Genomic DNA, 16536 nt, shown 5'->3' on the forward strand with positions numbered 1-16536 from the left:
GGGCGCGGCGCGGTCAGGCCGGGGCCCTGACGTACGCTGAGCGCGTGGAGGAGAAGGAGACCGCATCCGGCCCGGACGTCGCCGGCGTCGCCGACGTCCGTGGCCCGGCCGAGCCCGAGGGCGCCGAGCAGCCGCCCGTGGCCGGCGTCCCCGTGGAGCCGGTCGGGGTGGCCGCCGCGCCGCCGTCGCACGGGCCGACGCCCGCCGGGCGTCGTCGACTGCCCCGCCTGGGCTCCGTCCTGCGGCGGCGCCGACCCTTCCTCGAGGAGGACCGGGTGGACCCCGAGTCGGTCCCCGTCGACGGCGCCGAGGATCCGGCGGTCGCGGCCGTGGCTCTCGAGTCCCCCGTGCTGACCGGCTTCCTGCTCGCGGTGGGCGTGGCCCTGGCCATCGGCGTCGTCTCGGTGTTGCGCACGAACGGACAGCTCATCGTGTGGATCGCCGCGGCCCTGTTCATCGCCCTGGGCCTGGATCCGCTGGTGCGCCGGGTCGAGTCCTGGGGCGCGCCCCGGTGGGTCGGCGTGCTCACGGCCGCGCTCGGCCTGGCCGCCGTGGCCGGGGCGTTCGTCGCCCTCCTGGTCCCCACGGTGATCGAGCAGTCCACGCAGCTGGTCCAGGACCTGCCGGCCATCATCGACGGGGTGATGACCGCCGAGTGGTTCGTGCAGCTCGACGAGGAGTTCCACCTCCAGGAGGCCGTTCGCGCCCAGACCGAGCGCCTCGCCGCCGACGGCGTCGCCGTCACCGACCTGTTCGGCGGGCTCCTCGGCTTCGGCCAGACCGTGCTGAACGCCGTCTTCTCGGTGCTCGTGGTGGTCGTGCTGACGCTGTACTTCCTCTCCTCCCTGCCGCACATGAAGTACTGGGCCTACCGGCTCGCACCGCGTTCGCGCCGGCCCCGGATCGAGGCGCTGTCCGAGCAGATCACCTCCTCGGTCGGCCACTACGTGATGGGCCAGTCCTTCGTGGCCGCCCTCAACGGCGCGGTGGCGTTCACGGCGCTGGCCATCGCCGGCGCCCCCTTCGCCGTCCTGCTCGCCGCGATCGCCGCCTTCATGGCGTTCATCCCGCTGGTGGGCGCCGCGATCGGCGGCACGCTGCTGACCCTCGTGAGCCTGCTGACCTCGTGGCAGACCGCCGCCGTGTTCGCGGCCATCTACTTCGTCTACCTGCAGATCGAGGCCTACGTCATCTCGCCGCGCGTCATGGCACGCGCGGTGTCCGTGCCGGCGGCCGTGGCCGTGATCGCGGTGATCGCCGGAGGCGCGCTGCTCGGCGTCCTCGGCGCCCTCATGGCGATCCCGCTCGCCGTCGCGCTGCTGCTGCTGGTCCGCGAGGTCTTCATCCCCCGCCAGGACGCCCGGTAGGCCCACGACGGCGGCGCGGCCCGGACCGTCGCGGTCAGCGGCCCGGGCGGGTGCGCCAGCACACCGGGTGCCAGTGCCGCCGGTCCGCCCCCGCGTCCTCGTCCCCCATGATCCAGTCCGCGCGCCAGGCCACGAGGTGCGCCTGGCCCTGCCGGATCACCCGACCGCAGCCAGGGCACATGTAGTCCTTCACCGCGCGCCACGCGGGGATCTGCCGGACGTGCCATCCGCCGTCGGACCCGGACTGGCGCGAGTAGCCCGCGTCCAGGCCGAGGAGCTCCTCGAGCGGGTCGGACCGCCCCGGCGACGGCCGGGACCGCCGGGAGACGCCGGAGGCCCCGCGCTCGCTCCGCCGAGGCGCGGACGAGCGGCGGGGACGGTTCGAACGGGGCATGTCCCCATGCTGACACACGAGCGGGTGGGCACGGTCCGCCTAGGATGGACCGGTGCGACTCGTCATTGCCCGCTGCTCCGTGACCTATGAGGGCCGCCTGAACGCCCACCTGCCCACCGCCACCCGCCTGCTCATGGTGAAGGCGGACGGCTCGGTGCTGGTGCACTCCGACGGCGGTTCCTACAAGCCCCTCAACTGGATGTCGCCGCCCGCGACCCTGCACGTGGAGGAGCCCTCCCCCGATCAGGCCGACCAGGGGGTGACGCAGGTCTGGCGCGTACAGGCCAAGAAGTCCGACGACCGACTCATCGTGCTCATCGAGGAGGTCCTGGCGGACGACTCCCACGAGCTCGGCGTGGACCCCGGCCTCGTCAAGGACGGCGTGGAGGCGGATCTGCAGCGTCTGCTGGCCGAGCAGATCAGCCTGCTCGGCGACGGCCACACCCTCGTGCGCCGCGAGTACATGACGGCGATCGGCCCCGTCGACATCCTGGCCCGCGACGCCGACGGCGGCACCGTGGCGGTCGAGCTCAAGCGCCGCGGGGACATCGACGGGGTCGAGCAGCTCACCCGCTACCTCGAGCTGATGAACCGGGACCCGCTCCTGGCGCCCGTGCGCGGCGTGTTCGCGGCCCAGCAGATCAAGCCCCAGGCCCGCACCCTCGCCGAGGACCGCGGCATCCGCTGCGTCACCCTCGACTACGACGCGATGCGCGGCGTGGACGACGCCGAGTCCCGCCTGTTCTGAGGCGCCGGGCGGGCTCAGCGACGCCAGAAGGACGACGCCGCGGACGGCCCCGCCTCGCTCCAGGCGCGCAGGGCGCCGGCGTCGTCGGGGTCGACGACGACGCGCACCGGACGTGCGCCGGCGCTCAGCTCCAGGACGGCCCGGCCGGCCTCGTCCGCCGGGAGGCGGTCGATCTGCAGGCGGCTCCGGTCCGCGCTCCAGCGCTCCCGCGAGAGGCGCCAGCCCCCGGTGAGGCGCAGGCGGGACTCGTCGTAGACGCCGATCACGCGCTCACGCCCCGGGCCCTCCCGCTCCAGGACCGCCGGGAAGGCGGCCGTGACACGGGCGAGGGCCCGGCGCCGCATCACCAGGGCGAGTGCCGACAGCACGATGACTGCCACCACGGTCGCCGAGGCGATGAGCACCGGGCCCTCCACCGTCAGGTCCTGCCGCGCCGCGTCAGGCCGCCGCGGCGTCGCCCAGCCGGGCGGACGTCGCGGCGATCACGACACGGTCGTGGTCCACGGAGAAGAAGCCGCCGCGGGCCTGCGCGGTCACGGTGCCGCCGTCCGTGGTCCGCACCACGACCTCGCCGTCGCCGAGGACGGCCAGCATCGGGGTGTGGCCCGGGAGGATGCCGATCTCACCGTTGACGGTGCGCGCCGACACGGCCGACGCGGCGCCCGACCAGATGGACCGCTCCTCGGAGACGATCTCGACGTTGAGCTCAGCCATGATCGATCAGCCCTCGGCCTGGATCTTGGCCCACTCGCGCTCGACGTCGTCCAGGCCGCCCACGTTGTAGAAGGCCTGCTCCGCGACGTGGTCCAGGTCGCCGTCGGCGATGGCCTTGAAGCCCTCGACGGTGTCCTTGACCGGCACGGTGGAGCCCTCGACGCCGGTGAACTGCTTGGCGGTGTAGGTGTTCTGCGAGAGGAACTGCTCGATCTTGCGGGCGCGGCCCACGGTGATCTTGTCCTCCTCGGAGAGCTCGTCCACACCGAGGATCGCGATGATGTCCTGCAGCTCCTTGTTCTTCTGCAGGATCTGCTTCACGCGGATGGCCACGTCGTAGTGGTCCTGGCCCACGTACTGCGGGTCGAGGATGCGCGAGGTCGAGGCCAGCGGGTCCACGGCCGGGTACAGGCCACGGGACGCGAGGTCACGGGTCAGGTTGGTGGTCGCGTCCAGGTGCGCGAACACGTTGGCCGGGGCCGGGTCGGTGTAGTCGTCCGCGGGGACGTACACGGCCTGCATCGAGGTGATGGAGTGGCCGCGGGTCGAGGTGATGCGCTCCTGGAGCACGCCCATCTCGTCCGCCAGGTTCGGCTGGTAGCCCACGGCGGAGGGCATGCGGCCCAGCAGCGTGGAGACCTCGGAGCCGGCCTGCGAGAAGCGGAAGATGTTGTCGATGAACAGCAGCACGTCCTGGTTCTGCACATCGCGGAAGTACTCCGCCATGGTCAGCGCGGACAGGGCCACGCGCAGACGCGTGCCCGGCGGCTCGTCCATCTGGCCGAACACGAGGGCGGTGTCCTTGAGGACGTCCGCCTCCTCCATCTCGACCCAGAGGTCGTTGCCCTCACGGGTGCGCTCGCCGACGCCGGCGAACACGGAGGTGCCGCCGAAGTTGCGGGCCACACGGGTGATCATCTCCTGGATGAGCACGGTCTTGCCCACGCCGGCGCCGCCGAACAGGCCGATCTTGCCGCCCTTGATGTAGGGGGTCAGCAGGTCGATGACCTTGATGCCGGTCTCCAGCATCTCGGTGGAGCCCTCGAGGGAGGCGAAGTTCGGCGCCGGGCGGTGGATCGGCCAGCGGTCCTCGGCCTGCAGCTGCGAGGCGGGCATGTCCAGGGTCTCGCCGAGCACGTTGAAGATGTGGCCCTTCACGGCGTCGCCGACCGGCACCGAGATGGGGGCGCCGGTGTCCACGACGTCGGTGCCGCGCACCAGGCCGTCGGTGGACTGCAGGGAGATGGCGCGGACCATGTTGTCGCCGAGGTGCTGGGCGACCTCGAAGGTGACCGTGCGGCGCTGGCCGTTGAGGTCGATCTCGGTGGTCAGCGCGTTGTAGATCTCCGGCATCGCGTTGGCCGGGAACTCGGCGTCGATCACGGGGCCGATGACGCGGGACACGCGTCCGGTGGCACCGCCGGTGGGGGTCCCGGTGCCCTGGTCAGTGATGGTGGCAGTCATCTCTCTCACTTCTATCGTGTGTGGATGGCGAGTCTGGTGAGTCCCGAACGGGCTCAGGAGTTGTTGAGCGCGTCCGCGCCCGCGATGAGCTCGGTGAGCTCCTGGGTGATCTCGGCCTGACGGGCGTTGTTCATCAGGAGCGTGTAGTCCTTGATGAGGCTCGTGGCGTTGTCGCCCGCCGACTTCATGGCGCGCTGACGGTTGGCGAGCTCCGAGGCCGCCGACTGCAGCATCGCGTTGAAGATGCGCGACTCGATGTACTTGGGCAGCAGCGCGTCGAGGACCTCCTCCGCGTCCGGCTCGTACTCGTAGAGCGGCAGCACATCCTCGGCGGTGGCGGCCTCCTCCTCGACGACCTCGAGGGGCAGCAGGCGCACCACGTGGGGGTTCTGCTTCACGAGCGAGACGAACTCGGTGAACACGACGTGGATCTCGTCCACGCCGCCGTCCGCCGTGTCCGTGAGGAACGCGTCCACGAGCACCTCGCCGATCTCGGCGGCGCGCTCGGCGACGGGGGCGTCCGTCTGACCGGTCCACAGCTGCTTGTAGCCGCGGCCGCGGAAGTCGAAGTACGTCTGCGCCTTGCGGCCGACGACGTACACGTCCACGTCCTTGCCCTCCTCGCCGAGGCGGGTGAGGAGCTGCTCGGCCTTGCGCAGCACGTTCGCGGAGTACGCGCCGGCGAGGCCGCGGTCCGAGGACATGATGAGCACGGCCGCCCGGGTCGGGTTCTCGGGCTCCGTGGTGAGGACATGATCGATGTCGTGCTGGCTCGACACGGCCGAGACGGCGCGGGTGATCGCGTTCGCGTAGGGCAGCGACGCGCTGACGCGCTCACGTGCCTTGGTGATGCGAGACGTGGCGATCAGCTCCATCGCCTTGAAGATCTTCTTCATCGACGACGTCGACGCGATCTTCTGACGGTAGACCCGGATCTGGGCTCCCATGGTGGTCCTTTCCCTGGCGGGAGGGCGGCCCGGCGTCGTCCCCGTGGGGTCCGACGCCGGACCGCTCCCTCACCGACCGGCGGTCAGCGCTTCTGCTTGGTGATCTGCTCCTGCGCGACCTGGTCCTGCTCGATCGCGCGGTGCTCCTCGTGGCCGGCCTGCACGCCGCCGTCCTCGGAGGACTGGAAGCCCTTGGAGAACTCGGCGACGGCCGACTCGAGCGCGGACACGGTGCCGTCCTCGAGCTTGCCGGTGGAGGCGATGTCGGTCAGGACGGAGGTGTGGCGACGCAGGTGGTCGATGAACTCGCGCTCGAAGCGCAGCACGTCCTGCACCGGCACCTCGTCGAGGTGGCCCTTGGAGCCGGTCCAGATGGACACGACCTGCTCCTCGACCGGGTAGGGCGAGTACTGCGGCTGCTTGAGCAGCTCCATGAGGCGCTCACCGCGGGCGAGCTGGCGGCGGGTGGCCGGGTCCAGGTCCGAGGCGAACATGGAGAACGCCTGCTGGTCGCGGTACTGCGCCAGGTCCAGCTTCAGCGTGCCGGAGACCTTCTTCATGGCCTTGACCTGGGCGGCGCCGCCCACGCGGGACACCGAGATGCCCACGTCCACGGCGGGACGCTGGTTGGCGTTGAACAGGTCCGACTGCAGGAAGATCTGGCCGTCGGTGATGGAGATGACGTTGGTCGGGATGTAGGCCGAGACGTCGTTCGCCTTGGTCTCGATGATCGGCAGGCCGGTCATCGAGCCCGCGCCCATCTCGTCCGAGAGCTTGGCGCAGCGCTCGAGGAGCCGGGAGTGCAAGTAGAAGACGTCGCCCGGGTAGGCCTCGCGGCCCGGCGGGCGGCGCAGCAGCAGGGAGACGGCACGGTAGGCCTCGGCCTGCTTCGACAGGTCGTCGAAGATGATCAGCACGTGCTTGCCGCCGTACATCCAGTGCTGGCCGATGGCCGAGCCGGCGTAGGGGGCGAGGTACTTGAAGCCGGCCGGGTCGGACGCCGGGGAGGCCACGATGGTGGTGTACTCCAGGGCGCCGTGCTCCTCCAGCGTGGCGCGGACGCCGGCGATGGTGGAGGCCTTCTGGCCCACGGCCACGTAGACGCAGCGGACCTGCTTCTCGACGTCGCCCGACTCCCAGTTGGCCTTCTGGTTGAGGATCGTGTCGACGGCGATCGCGGTCTTGCCGGTCTGGCGGTCACCGATGATCAGCTGACGCTGGCCACGGCCGATCGGGATCATGGCGTCGATGGCCTTCATGCCGGTCTGCAGCGGCTCGTGGACCGACTTGCGCTCGGTCACGGTCGGCGCCTGCAGCTCGAGGGCACGGCGGCCCTCGGCCTCGATCGGGCCCAGGTCGTCGATGGGCTGGCCCAGCGGGTCCACCACGCGGCCCAGGAAGGCGTCGCCCACCGGGACGGAGAGGATCTCGCCGGTGCGCTGCACCTCCATGCCCTCGCGGATCTCCTGGAACTCGCCGAGGACGACGACACCGATCTCGCGGGTGTCGAGGTTCTGGGCAAGGCCCTGGATGCCGTTCTCGAAGCGCAGCAGCTCGTTCGCCATGACGGAGGGCAGACCCTCCACACGAGCGATGCCGTCCGCCGCGGAGATGACACGGCCGACCTCGGTGCGATCGGTGCCCGACGGTTCGTACGATGCCGCGAAATCGTTCAAGGCATTGCGGACATCGTCAGCGTTGATGGTCAATTCGGCCATCTGCAGTCCCTGCTCTCTGTGCTTGGTGATCATCGACGTGACGATGATGCTTACGTTCGTGGGTGTTCCGGATGCGGGCGGGAGCCGGCGTCAGCCGGCCATCCGCCGCTGGAGGTCGTGGAGGCGCGAGGCCATGGACCCGTCGACGACGTCGTCGCCGACCTGGACGCGGACGCCGCCCACCACGTGGGGGTCCACCGTCACGTCCATGACGAGATCGCGGCCGAAGGCGCGGCGCAGGCCCAGGGCCAGCCGCTCCTGCTGCTCGGCCTCGAGCGGCCGGGCCACGGTCACCTCGGCGATCCACTGGCGCTGCCGCTCGGCGACGACGTCCGCGGCCTTGCGGATAGCGGCGGACGGCTTCAGGCCGCGCGGGGCCGAGACGGCGCGCTCGACCAGCAGTCGGCCGGCCGGGCTGGCCGACTCGCCCAGGAGACGACCGGCCAGAGCGGCCCGCGCCTCGAGGGGTGCGTGCTGATCGGTGAGCGCCCGCTGCAGCTCGTGCGAGTCCTCCACCGTGCGGTTGAAGGCCAGCAGCTCGCCCAAGAGGGCGGCCAGGCCCGCGTGTCCGCCGCGTGCGGCCTCCGCGGCGGCCGCGTGCACGGCCACCGTCTCGAGGGCGTCCCCGAGATCGCGCTCCGCGGACCAGCGGCGGCCGGCCAGGTCCTTGAGGACCTGCAGTGCACCGGGGGTCACCCGGGCGCCGAACAGCGAGTCGACGAGGCCGTGACGGCGCTCGGTGGTCCAGGCGGGGTCGGTCAGGGCGCGGCGCAGGGCGCCGTGCTCGTCCACCACGTCCAGCGCGCCGAACAGCTCGCGTGCCAGGGCCACGCCGCCCTCGTCCAGCACCGGACCGACGGCCTCCAGGGAGGCGGCCAGGGAGTCCCTCGATGCGCCCGTCATCATTCGGCGACACCTGCGCTCTGGTGACGGTCCAGGTCAGCCAGGAAGCGGTCGACCACGCGCTGCGAGCGGGCGTCGTCCTCGAGGGACTCGCCCACGATCTTGCCGGCCAGGGTCGTGGCCAGCGAGCCGACCTCGCCCTTGAGCTGCGCGGCGGCCTGCTGACGCTCGGCGGCGATCTGCGCCTGCGCCTGCTCGGAGATGCGCCTCGCCTCGGCGGTCGCGCGCTCGCGCGCCTCGGCCACGATCTCGGCGGCCTCGGTGCGGGCATCCTCGCGGATGCGGTTCGCCTCGGTGCGGGCGTCCGCCAGCTGCGACTCGTAGTCCGCCATCATCGCGTTCGCCTCGGCCTGGGCCTTCTCAGCCTTGGCCAGACCGCCCTCGATCGCCTCGACACGGTCCTGGTAGGACTTCTCGAGGGTCGGGACGATGAACTTGATGACGATGAACATGAGCAGGGCGAAGCCCACCACGACGACGAGGATCTCCCACGGGTTGGGGATCAGGGGGTTGGCCCCCTCAGCCGCCGCGAGGATCAGTCCGTTGCTGATCATGTTTCAACCATCCTTCGGTCAAGAGTCCTGTGGAGATGGAGCACCGACGGTCTCACCGTGCGGGCGCTCCGTGGACGCGGCGCGTCAGGCGCCGATGACGAAGGCGAAGACGAGGCCCAGGATGGCGAGGGCCTCGGCGAGCGCGAAGCCCAGGAGGGCGATCGGCTGCAGGATGCGCTGGGCCTCCGGCTGACGGGCGACGCCGTTGATGTAGGCGGCGAAGATCAGGCCCACGCCGATGGCGGAGCCGATGGCGGCGAGGCCGTAGCCGATCATGTTGAGCGAACCGTGCAGTTCCATGGTGTTCCTTTCACGAGGCCGAGGTGTCCGGCCGGGTTGTGGAGGGTCGGCCTCCCGGGTGGTCCTCCTGCGGAGGGCCGGGAAGACTGGTGGCGGGCTCTCCCGCCGTACCGCAGCCGCCTGGGTCGTGCCCGAGGCGGCCCCGGAAGATCAGTGGTCGTTCGCGTCGATCGCGCCCTGGATGTAGATCGCGGTCAGCAGCGTGAAGACGAAGGCCTGCAGGTACATGATCAGCAGCTCGAGGAAGTACAGGGCCACCGAGCCGAGGATGACCAGGATGCCGGTGCCCTGCAGGGCCAGGCTGCCGGTCTGCGTGATCAGGTAGGCGGCGCCGGCGCCGGCGAGCATCACGATCATGTGGCCGGAGAGCATGGTGGCCATCAGACGCAGGGAGTGGGTCAGCGGGCGCACGATGAAGTTGGAGATGATCTCCAGCGGCACGAGCAGCGGCAGGATCCAGCCGGGCACACCCGAGGGCACGACGGCCAGCTTCAGGTAGCGCACGCCGTGGCGCTTGATGCCGACGCCGATCCAGATCGCGTAGACGATGAGGGCCAGGCCGTAGGCGGCGCCCGCGTGGGAGAAGGTCGGCAGCTGCAGCACCGGGATGGCGCCGAACAGGTTGTTCAGCAGCACGAAGAAGAAGATGGCGAAGAGCAGCGGGACCCACTGCTTGAAGTTCTTCTCGCCCAGGATGTCCTTCGCGATGTCGTTCCGGACGAAGGAGTAGCCGGACTCGGCGAGCCACTGGGCCTTGCCGGGCACGAGCCGGGGACGGCGCATGGCCCACGCGAAGAAGGCGGTGATGAGCACCACGGAGAGCAGGACGAGCAGCATCTGCTTGCCGAAGCCGGTGCCGTACTCCGCACCCCAGGGGAAGATCTCCGGGAGGTGACCATCAGAGATGGTGGGGGGCACGAATGATGCGTTGGCCAGCACGAGGGTCAGCACGCGGTTCCTCTCCGAAGTGATGCAGTCGACGGGACCGCAGCCTCGTCCCCGGACCACAGGCGGGCGCCGCGACATTGCGGGGGTACCGGTGCGATGCGAGACACGGATGGCGGCAGATGGACGCCGTCGAAGTGTTCGCCGCCAACGATACCAAACGGTGACCCGTGCTCCGTACCGCAGACGGGGCCCACGGCATGGCCCGCGGCTCCGTGTCTTCGCCCCTCGGGCGGGTCAGTCGGCGTAGATCCCGCGGCGGGTCCGGGCGAAGACGAGGACCTCCGCGGCCTGCCAGACGAGGATCGTCACGAGGGCGGCGATCGCCGCCGCGTCCGCCCGGACCCAGCCGGGGCGGGGCAGGACCCCCAGCAGCACCGCGAACACCGCGATCTTGAGCACGAACAGCCCCACGCTGACCGGCAGCGCCGCCTCGCGCGCCCGGTCCCAGACGAGTGCCGTCGTCACCCCGGTGAGCGCCGAGAGCGCAAGCACCGCGCCACCGCCCAGCAGGGCGCTCCCGGCTGCCTCCCCGCCGACGGAGAGCAGCCACGCGGCGCACGTGATCGCCAGGGCAACCCCCGCCGCGGCCAGGGACCACCCGAGGATCCCCCACCAGCCGCGGCGGTTCTCCCAGCGGCGCCGGCGTCGGCGACCTCCCGCCCCGGTCACGCGTCCCCCCGCTCGTCCGGGTGGGCCGCGGCGTCGTTCCGGTCCGCGCGACGGCGCTCCACGATCGGATGCAGGGTGAGGTAGCCGGCTCCGGCCAGGGCCACGGCGAGCACGGGCAGGACGACCATGTGGTCCACGAAGTTCAGGGACACCGCGCCCCATGCCACGAGGAACGCCCAGAGCCAGAGCAGCCCGACGGCCTGCGCCTGGGTGTAGCCGCCGTCCACGAGCTTGTGGTGCAGGTGCCCGCGGTCCGCCGAGAAGGGGCTGGTGCCCTTGGCCGTCCGCCGCAGCACGGCCAGGGCGAGGTCCGCGAGCGGCAGTGCGAGGACGGCGACGGGCAGCAGGATCGGCATGTAGGCGGGGACGTTGCGGAAGCGCATCCCGTCCAGGGCGTTCACGTCAGCGGTCACGGCGACCGCGGCCGCAGCCATCAGCAGGCCGATGAGCATGGCCCCCACCTCGCCCATGAAGATGCGGGCCGGGGCCAGGTTCCACGGCAGGAAGCCTACGCACGCGCCGACGAGCAGGGCCATGAGCAGGGTGGCGAGGTTGGCGTAGTCGAACTGGTTGATGGTCCGCGTCAGCAGATACGAGTAGACGAAGAAGGCCGAGCCGCCGATCAGCGCGACGCCCGCCGCCAGGCCGTCCAGACCGTCCACGAAGTTGATCGCGTTCATCGTCAGCACCACGGCGAACACCGTGAGGATGACCTGCGTGGTCTCGTTCCCCACCGGGATCCAGCCCACCGGCATGGCCTCGATGCGGATCCCGCCGAGGGCCACCGCGAGTCCGGCCAGCACCTGGCCGGCCATCTTCACCCACCAGCGCAGGTCCCACATGTCGTCGGCGATGCCCACGACGAGCACGACGGCGACGGCGACCAGGAGCCCGCGCATCGCGGCGTCGTCCGCGTAGATCCCCTGGAGGAACGGCACGACTCCCCCGACGGCGAAGCCGACCAGCACGGCCGCGGCCATGGCGACGCCACCCAGCTTCGGCACGGGGTGCCGGTGCACGTCCCGCTGGCGCAGCGGGGTGAACACGCGCGCGCGCAGCCCCAGCCGGCGCATGAGGGGCGTCAGGGCCCCGCAGGCGACGGCCGTGACCATGACCAGGACGAGATACGCGCGCATAGGGGCCGGTCAGGCCTCCCGGTCGGCGGGGCGCGCCGCGGCAGCGTCCTCAGCCGCGATCCGATCGGCGGCGACCGGGGGCTCCTCGCCCTCGGCGAGCAGGTCCGGCACCACCGCGCGCAGCTCCTCCAGGGGCACGGAGCCCTGCCGGGCCACGCGGAACGGGGTGACGGTGCAGTCCACGATCGTCGAGGGATCCCGGCTCTCGCGGGGGCCGGCGTCGAGGTAGAGGGCCACGGACTCCCCCAGCATCGAGCGGGCGGCGTCGGCGGTGGTGGCGGCGTCCATGCCGGTGCGGTTCGCACTGGAGACGGCCATGGGGCCGACGGCGTAGAGCAGCTCGCGGGCCACCGCGTCGTCGGGCACGCGCAGGGCGACGGTGCCGCGGGTCTCGCCCAGGTCCCAGGTCAGCGTGGGCTGGGACTTGAGGATGAGCGTGAGGGCGCCGGGCCAGAAGCGCTCGGCGAGGGCCTCGGCCTCCTCCGGCACGTCGTACGCGAGGCCCGCCATGACGCGGCGGTCCGCGATGAGCACGGGCGGCGGCATGGTGCGGCCACGGCCCTTGGCGGCCAGCAGCACGGCCACGGCCAGGGGGGAGAACGCGTCCGCTCCGATGCCGTAGACGGTGTCCGTGGGCAGGACCACGCAGCCGCGGTCCGCGAGGACCTCGCGGGCGCGGGCCACGGCATTCTCGAGGGCGGCCGGATCCGAGACGTCGATGAAGTCACTCACGTCGGTCATTCTTCCACCTCCGCGCCCGCCGCGGCTTCGCCGGACCGGCGCGCCGTCAGGAACCGGTCCCGTCCGGTGAGGTCCCGGTGGACTCGGACGCCCATGAACCGCGGGTCCGCGCCGAGGGCGGCCAGAAGGGCCGGGCCCTGCGTCTCGTGGTGCTCCATGGCGAACAGGCCGCCCGGGACGAGCAGCTCCGCCGCCCGGTGCACGATGGCCTGCGGGATCCGCAGCCCGGGTGCGTCCCCGCCGTAGAGTGCCCGCGCCGGGTCCAGCCGCGCTTCGGGCTGGGCGGGCACCTCGGCCTCGGGCACATAGGGCGGGTTGCTCACGACGACGTCCACGCGGCCCTCGAGGTCCGGGCATGCGACAAGGGCATCACCTTGTCGCAGGTCGACCCCGCGCGGGGCGAGGTTCCGCCGGGCCCAGTCGGCCGCCGTCGGGTCGAGCTCGACGGCGGTGACGGCCAGCGGGCGGCCCCGTGCCTCGCCCCACGCCGCGACGGCCGCGGCGATCGCGCCGGAGCCGGTGCACAGGTCCACCACCACGCCCGCCGTGGGCCGCGCGGCCAGGTCGGCCACGACGGTCTCCACGAGCAGCTCGGTCTCCGGCCGCGGGACGAAGACGCCCGGGCCGACCGCCAGGTCGAGCCCGTGGAAGTGCGCGACGCCGGTCAGGTGCTGGACGGGCTCGCGGGCGGCGCGGCGTCCGATGAGCGCCTCGAACGCCGCCGCCTGCGCGGGCTCGGCCACGGCCCCGGCGAACACCCGGGCCAGCAGCGCGCCGCGGTCGAGGCCGAGCACGTGGGCCAGCAGCAGCTCGGCGTCCACGCGCGGCGAGTCGATGCCCACCGTGGTCAGGCGTGCGGCGGCGTCGCGCAGCAGCGCGGACCAGGCCGGTGCGCTCACGCGTCCCCGCCCAGCGCGGCGAGCCGCCGCTCCTCGTCGAGGGCGAGGCAGGAGGCGATCACGGCCTCGAGGTCGCCGTCGAGGACCGCGTCGAGGTTGTGCGCCTTGTAGCCGGTGCGGTGGTCCGCGATCCGGTTCTCCGGGAAGTTGTAGGTGCGGATGCGTTCCGAGCGGTCCATGGTGCGCACCTGCGCGGCGCGCGCCGCGGAGTCCTCGGCGTCCTGCTCCGCCCGCTGCCGCTCGAGCAGCCGCGACCGCAGCACGCGCAGCGCGGCCTCGCGGTTCTGGATCTGGGACTTCTCGTTCTGCATGGAGACGACGATCCCCGTGGGCAGGTGCGTCAGACGCACCGCGGAGTCGGTCGTGTTGACGGACTGGCCGCCCGGCCCGGAGGAGCGGAAGACGTCCACCTTGAGGTCGTTCGGATCGAGGTGGACCTCGTCCGGGGCGTCCACCTCGGGCAGCACGAGCACGCCGGCGGCGGAGGTGTGGATGCGGCCCTGGGACTCGGTGACGGGCACGCGCTGCACGCGGTGCACGCCGCCCTCGAACTTGAGCCGGGCGTAGACGCCGTCGGCCGGGTCGGCCGCGCTCCCCCGCACCGCCACGTGGACGTCCTTGTAGCCGCCCAGGTCGGAGTGCGTGGCGGAGAGGACCTCCGTCTTCCAGCCCCGGGAGTCGGCGTAGCGCAGGTACATGCGCAGCAGGTCGCCGGCGAACAGGGCGGCCTCCTCGCCGCCCTCGCCGCCCTTGATCTCGAGGATCACGTCGCGGGCGTCGTCGGGGTCGCGCGGGATCAACAGCCGGCGCAGCCGTTCGGCGGCCTCCGCCTCGGCCGCCTCCAGACCGGGCACCTCGGCCGCGAAGGCCGCCGCGTCGTCATCGCCGGCTGCGGCCAGCTCCCGCGCGTCGGCCAGCTCCTCCGCGGCCGCCGACCAGGCGCGGTGGGCCGTCACCACGGCGCCGAGCTCGGCGAACCGCCGGTTCAGCCGGCGGGCGAGTGCCGGGTCCTGGTGCACCGCCGGGTCGGACAGGCGCGCCGTCAGCTCGCGATGCTCCGCCAGGAGCCGATCCACGGCCTCGCGTCGCTGCTCCGAATCGAACACGTGCGTGCCTCTCCTCCTCCGGCCTCAGGGGGCCGGGCTGTCCGATGCGGACGGCCCCGCCCCGTCCGGCGGAGACGAGCTCCCCCGGGCGGGACGGGGCCGTGCGACGGGACGGTCAGTCGTCGCCCTTGGACCCCAGAGTGGTCTTGGAGACCAGCATGAGGAACTCGGCGTTGGACGCGGTGTCCTTGATCTTGTTGGTGAGCAGGTCGAGGGCCTGCTGCTGGTCGAGGCCGGAGAGCACCCGGCGCAGCTTCCACATGATCTTGACCTCCTCCTGCGAGAGCAGGGCCTCCTCGCGGCGGGTGCCGGACGCGTTGACGTCCACCGCCGGGAAGATGCGGCGCTCAGCGAGGTGGCGGGACAGGCGCAGCTCCATGTTGCCGGTGCCCTTGAACTCCTCGAAGATCACCTCGTCCATGCGCGAGCCGGTCTCGACCAGCGCGGTGGCCAGGATGGTCAGCGAGCCGCCGTTCTCGATGTTGCGGGCGGCGCCGAAGAACTTCTTCGGCGGGTACAGAGCCGAGGAGTCCACACCGCCGGAGAGGATGCGGCCCGAGGCCGGGGCGGCCAGGTTGTAGGCGCGGCCCAGGCGGGTCATGGAGTCGAGCAGCACGACGACGTCGCGGCCCATCTCCACGAGGCGCTTGGCGCGCTCGATGGCCAGCTCGGCGAGGGTGGTGTGGTCGTCCGCCGGGCGGTCGAACGTGGAGGCGATGACCTCGCCGTCCACCGACCGCTGCATGTCGGTGACCTCCTCGGGGCGCTCGTCCACGAGCACCATCATGAGGTGGACCTCGGGGTTGTTCGTCTTGATCGCGTTGGCGATCGACTGCAGGATCATCGTCTTGCCGGCCTTGGGCGGGGAGACGATGAGGCCGCGCTGGCCCTTGCCGATGGGGCTGACCAGGTCGATCACGCGGGGGCCGATCAGCTTGGGATCGGTCTCCAGGCGCAGGCGCTCCTGCGGGTACAGCGGCACGAGCTTGCCGAACTCCACGCGCTGCGGGTGCTCGACGGCGGGCTGGCCGTTGACCGAGGAGATCTTCACCAGGGCGTTGAACTTCTGGCGGTTGGAGCCGCCGCCGTGGTGCTGCTGCTTCTCTCCGTCGCGCGGGGCGCGGATCGCGCCGACGACGGCGTCGCCCTTGCGCAGACCGTACTTCTTCACCATGGCCAGGGAGACGTAGACGTCGTTCGGGCCCGGCAGGTAGCCGGAGGTGCGGACGAACGCGTAGTTGTCCAGCACGTCGAGAATGCCGGCCACGGGCTGCAGGACGTCATCCTCGGTCAGCTCGGTCTCGTCGACCTCAGGGCCGCCGCGGCCACGGCGGTTGCGGCCGCGCTCGTTGCGGTTGCGGCGGTTGCGACGGTTGCGGCCGCCCTCGTCGTCGCGGTCGTCGCGGCGGCTGCGGTCCCCGCGTCCGCCGTCGCCCCGGCCGCCGTCCTCGGACTTGTCGCCGCGCTGCTCGCGCGAGCCGTCACGGCCGTTCTCGCGGTCACGATTGTTCTCGCGGCCGTTCTCGCGGTCACGGCCGTTCTCACGGTCCCGCCCGTTGCGGCCGTTGCGGCCGCGGCCGTTCTCGCGCCCGTTGTCGTCACGGTCCTCCCTGTCGCCGCGGCGGTCCGCGCCGTCCTCGCCCTGGGCGCCGTCGGAGCGACGGTCCTGACCCTGCTGGGCGTCGTCGTCGCCGGCGCGGCGGCGATTGCGGGAGCGGCGCTCGGACTGCGGGCGGTCCTCGCCCTCGTCGCGGGCCTCGGACCCCCCGGACCGATCCTGGTCCGAGGCGGTCTCACGGGGGGCCTGCTCCGTCTGGTCCTCGCGGGCCTCGGCCTGGGGCTGCCCGTCCTGGGCGGCGGCGGCCGGAGCGGAGGTGTCGGCGTCGGCGCGGCGCGAGCGGCGGCGGGCCGGGCGCTCGGCGGCCGGG

At 72.1% G+C, this 16536-nt stretch carries 18 protein-coding genes; 2 read left to right on the forward strand and 16 right to left on the reverse strand.

The window, feature by feature from the left end; all coding sequences use genetic code 11:
* The first annotated feature begins 44 nt into the window (after nucleotides 1–44).
* Nucleotides 45–1367, forward strand: a complete 1323-nt coding sequence (locus tag QL983_RS02150; RefSeq protein WP_036313036.1) for an AI-2E family transporter — start codon at nucleotides 45–47, stop codon at nucleotides 1365–1367.
* Nucleotides 1368–1401: 34 nt separating this feature from the next.
* Here the strand turns inward: QL983_RS02150 and QL983_RS02155 are convergent, their stop codons facing one another.
* Complete coding sequence (locus tag QL983_RS02155; RefSeq protein ID WP_036313038.1) at nucleotides 1402–1761, reverse strand: hypothetical protein; 360 nt, start codon at nucleotides 1759–1761, stop codon at nucleotides 1402–1404.
* Nucleotides 1762–1813: 52 nt separating this feature from the next.
* On the opposite strand from QL983_RS02155, the gene nucS reads away from it, so the two are divergent.
* Nucleotides 1814–2509: an endonuclease NucS gene (gene nucS / locus QL983_RS02160; protein ID WP_002857250.1), complete on the forward strand. Its 696-nt coding sequence runs from the start codon at nucleotides 1814–1816 to the stop codon at nucleotides 2507–2509.
* 14 nt (nucleotides 2510–2523) lie between these two features.
* Here nucS and QL983_RS02165 read toward each other — a convergent pair whose 3' ends face one another.
* The 15 genes from QL983_RS02165 to rho form a co-directional block, all read right to left on the reverse strand.
* The gene (locus QL983_RS02165; RefSeq protein ID WP_223247525.1) at nucleotides 2524–2913 is read right to left on the reverse strand and encodes a DUF2550 family protein; all 390 of its coding nucleotides are present in this window, start codon (nucleotides 2911–2913) and stop codon (nucleotides 2524–2526) included.
* Nucleotides 2914–2947: 34 nt separating this feature from the next.
* Complete coding sequence (locus tag QL983_RS02170) at nucleotides 2948–3223, reverse strand: F0F1 ATP synthase subunit epsilon (RefSeq protein WP_036313044.1); 276 nt, start codon at nucleotides 3221–3223, stop codon at nucleotides 2948–2950.
* 6 nt (nucleotides 3224–3229) lie between these two features.
* The gene (atpD, locus tag QL983_RS02175) at nucleotides 3230–4687 is read right to left on the reverse strand and encodes a F0F1 ATP synthase subunit beta (RefSeq protein ID WP_036313047.1); all 1458 of its coding nucleotides are present in this window, start codon (nucleotides 4685–4687) and stop codon (nucleotides 3230–3232) included.
* A gap of 53 nt (nucleotides 4688–4740) precedes the next feature.
* Nucleotides 4741–5634: a F0F1 ATP synthase subunit gamma gene (locus QL983_RS02180; protein WP_036313050.1), complete on the reverse strand. Its 894-nt coding sequence runs from the start codon at nucleotides 5632–5634 to the stop codon at nucleotides 4741–4743.
* Nucleotides 5635–5717: 83 nt separating this feature from the next.
* Nucleotides 5718–7352, reverse strand: a complete 1635-nt coding sequence (atpA, locus tag QL983_RS02185) for a F0F1 ATP synthase subunit alpha (RefSeq protein WP_036313129.1) — start codon at nucleotides 7350–7352, stop codon at nucleotides 5718–5720.
* 90 nt (nucleotides 7353–7442) lie between these two features.
* The gene (locus tag QL983_RS02190) at nucleotides 7443–8258 is read right to left on the reverse strand and encodes a F0F1 ATP synthase subunit delta (RefSeq protein WP_036313053.1); all 816 of its coding nucleotides are present in this window, start codon (nucleotides 8256–8258) and stop codon (nucleotides 7443–7445) included.
* Nucleotides 8255–8809 (reverse strand): F0F1 ATP synthase subunit B, encoded by a 555-nt coding sequence (locus QL983_RS02195; protein WP_036313055.1) that lies wholly within the window; start codon nucleotides 8807–8809, stop codon nucleotides 8255–8257. Before QL983_RS02195 ends, QL983_RS02190 begins: the two co-directional genes overlap by 4 nt.
* 84 nt (nucleotides 8810–8893) lie before the next feature.
* The gene (locus QL983_RS02200) at nucleotides 8894–9109 is read right to left on the reverse strand and encodes an ATP synthase subunit C (RefSeq protein ID WP_002857264.1); all 216 of its coding nucleotides are present in this window, start codon (nucleotides 9107–9109) and stop codon (nucleotides 8894–8896) included.
* A gap of 150 nt (nucleotides 9110–9259) precedes the next feature.
* On the reverse strand, nucleotides 9260–10060 hold the full coding sequence (atpB, locus tag QL983_RS02205) for a F0F1 ATP synthase subunit A (protein WP_002857266.1): 801 nt from the start codon (nucleotides 10058–10060) through the stop codon (nucleotides 9260–9262).
* Nucleotides 10061–10291: 231 nt separating this feature from the next.
* Nucleotides 10292–10726 (reverse strand): hypothetical protein, encoded by a 435-nt coding sequence (locus QL983_RS02210; RefSeq protein WP_036313059.1) that lies wholly within the window; start codon nucleotides 10724–10726, stop codon nucleotides 10292–10294.
* The gene (locus QL983_RS02215) at nucleotides 10723–11862 is read right to left on the reverse strand and encodes an MraY family glycosyltransferase (protein ID WP_078026025.1); all 1140 of its coding nucleotides are present in this window, start codon (nucleotides 11860–11862) and stop codon (nucleotides 10723–10725) included. The genes QL983_RS02210 and QL983_RS02215 overlap by 4 nt, the downstream gene beginning before the upstream one ends.
* 9 nt (nucleotides 11863–11871) lie before the next feature.
* The gene (locus QL983_RS02220; protein ID WP_036341350.1) at nucleotides 11872–12603 is read right to left on the reverse strand and encodes an L-threonylcarbamoyladenylate synthase; all 732 of its coding nucleotides are present in this window, start codon (nucleotides 12601–12603) and stop codon (nucleotides 11872–11874) included.
* The gene (gene prmC, locus QL983_RS02225) at nucleotides 12600–13502 is read right to left on the reverse strand and encodes a peptide chain release factor N(5)-glutamine methyltransferase (protein ID WP_078026024.1); all 903 of its coding nucleotides are present in this window, start codon (nucleotides 13500–13502) and stop codon (nucleotides 12600–12602) included. Before prmC ends, QL983_RS02220 begins: the two co-directional genes overlap by 4 nt.
* Nucleotides 13499–14608, reverse strand: coding sequence for a peptide chain release factor 1 (gene prfA / locus QL983_RS02230; RefSeq protein ID WP_010079025.1), 1110 nt, complete (start codon nucleotides 14606–14608; stop codon nucleotides 13499–13501). Before prfA ends, prmC begins: the two co-directional genes overlap by 4 nt.
* 115 nt (nucleotides 14609–14723) lie before the next feature.
* Nucleotides 14724–16536 (reverse strand): transcription termination factor Rho (gene rho / locus QL983_RS02235; protein ID WP_290151151.1); only part of this gene is annotated, 1813 nt, incomplete at its 5' end.

The organism is Micrococcus sp. APC 4021 (assembly GCF_030407635.1).
Lineage (GTDB): Bacteria > Actinomycetota > Actinomycetes > Actinomycetales > Micrococcaceae > Micrococcus > Micrococcus luteus.

Coding starts and splice junctions, on each gene's coding strand:
- QL983_RS02155 (WP_036313038.1), bottom strand. CDS start 1,761: ATGCCCCGTTCGAACCGTCCCCGCCGCTCGTCCGCGCCTCGGCGGAGC.
- QL983_RS02170 (WP_036313044.1), bottom strand. CDS start 3,223: ATGGCTGAGCTCAACGTCGAGATCGTCTCCGAGGAGCGGTCCATCTGG.
- atpD (WP_036313047.1), bottom strand. CDS start 4,687: ATGACTGCCACCATCACTGACCAGGGCACCGGGACCCCCACCGGCGGT.
- QL983_RS02180 (WP_036313050.1), bottom strand. CDS start 5,634: ATGGGAGCCCAGATCCGGGTCTACCGTCAGAAGATCGCGTCGACGTCG.
- atpA (WP_036313129.1), bottom strand. CDS start 7,352: ATGGCCGAATTGACCATCAACGCTGACGATGTCCGCAATGCCTTGAAC.
- QL983_RS02190 (WP_036313053.1), bottom strand. CDS start 8,258: ATGATGACGGGCGCATCGAGGGACTCCCTGGCCGCCTCCCTGGAGGCC.
- QL983_RS02195 (WP_036313055.1), bottom strand. CDS start 8,809: ATGATCAGCAACGGACTGATCCTCGCGGCGGCTGAGGGGGCCAACCCC.
- QL983_RS02200 (WP_002857264.1), bottom strand. CDS start 9,109: ATGGAACTGCACGGTTCGCTCAACATGATCGGCTACGGCCTCGCCGCC.
- QL983_RS02215 (WP_078026025.1), bottom strand. CDS start 11,862: ATGCGCGCGTATCTCGTCCTGGTCATGGTCACGGCCGTCGCCTGCGGG.
- QL983_RS02220 (WP_036341350.1), bottom strand. CDS start 12,603: ATGACCGACGTGAGTGACTTCATCGACGTCTCGGATCCGGCCGCCCTC.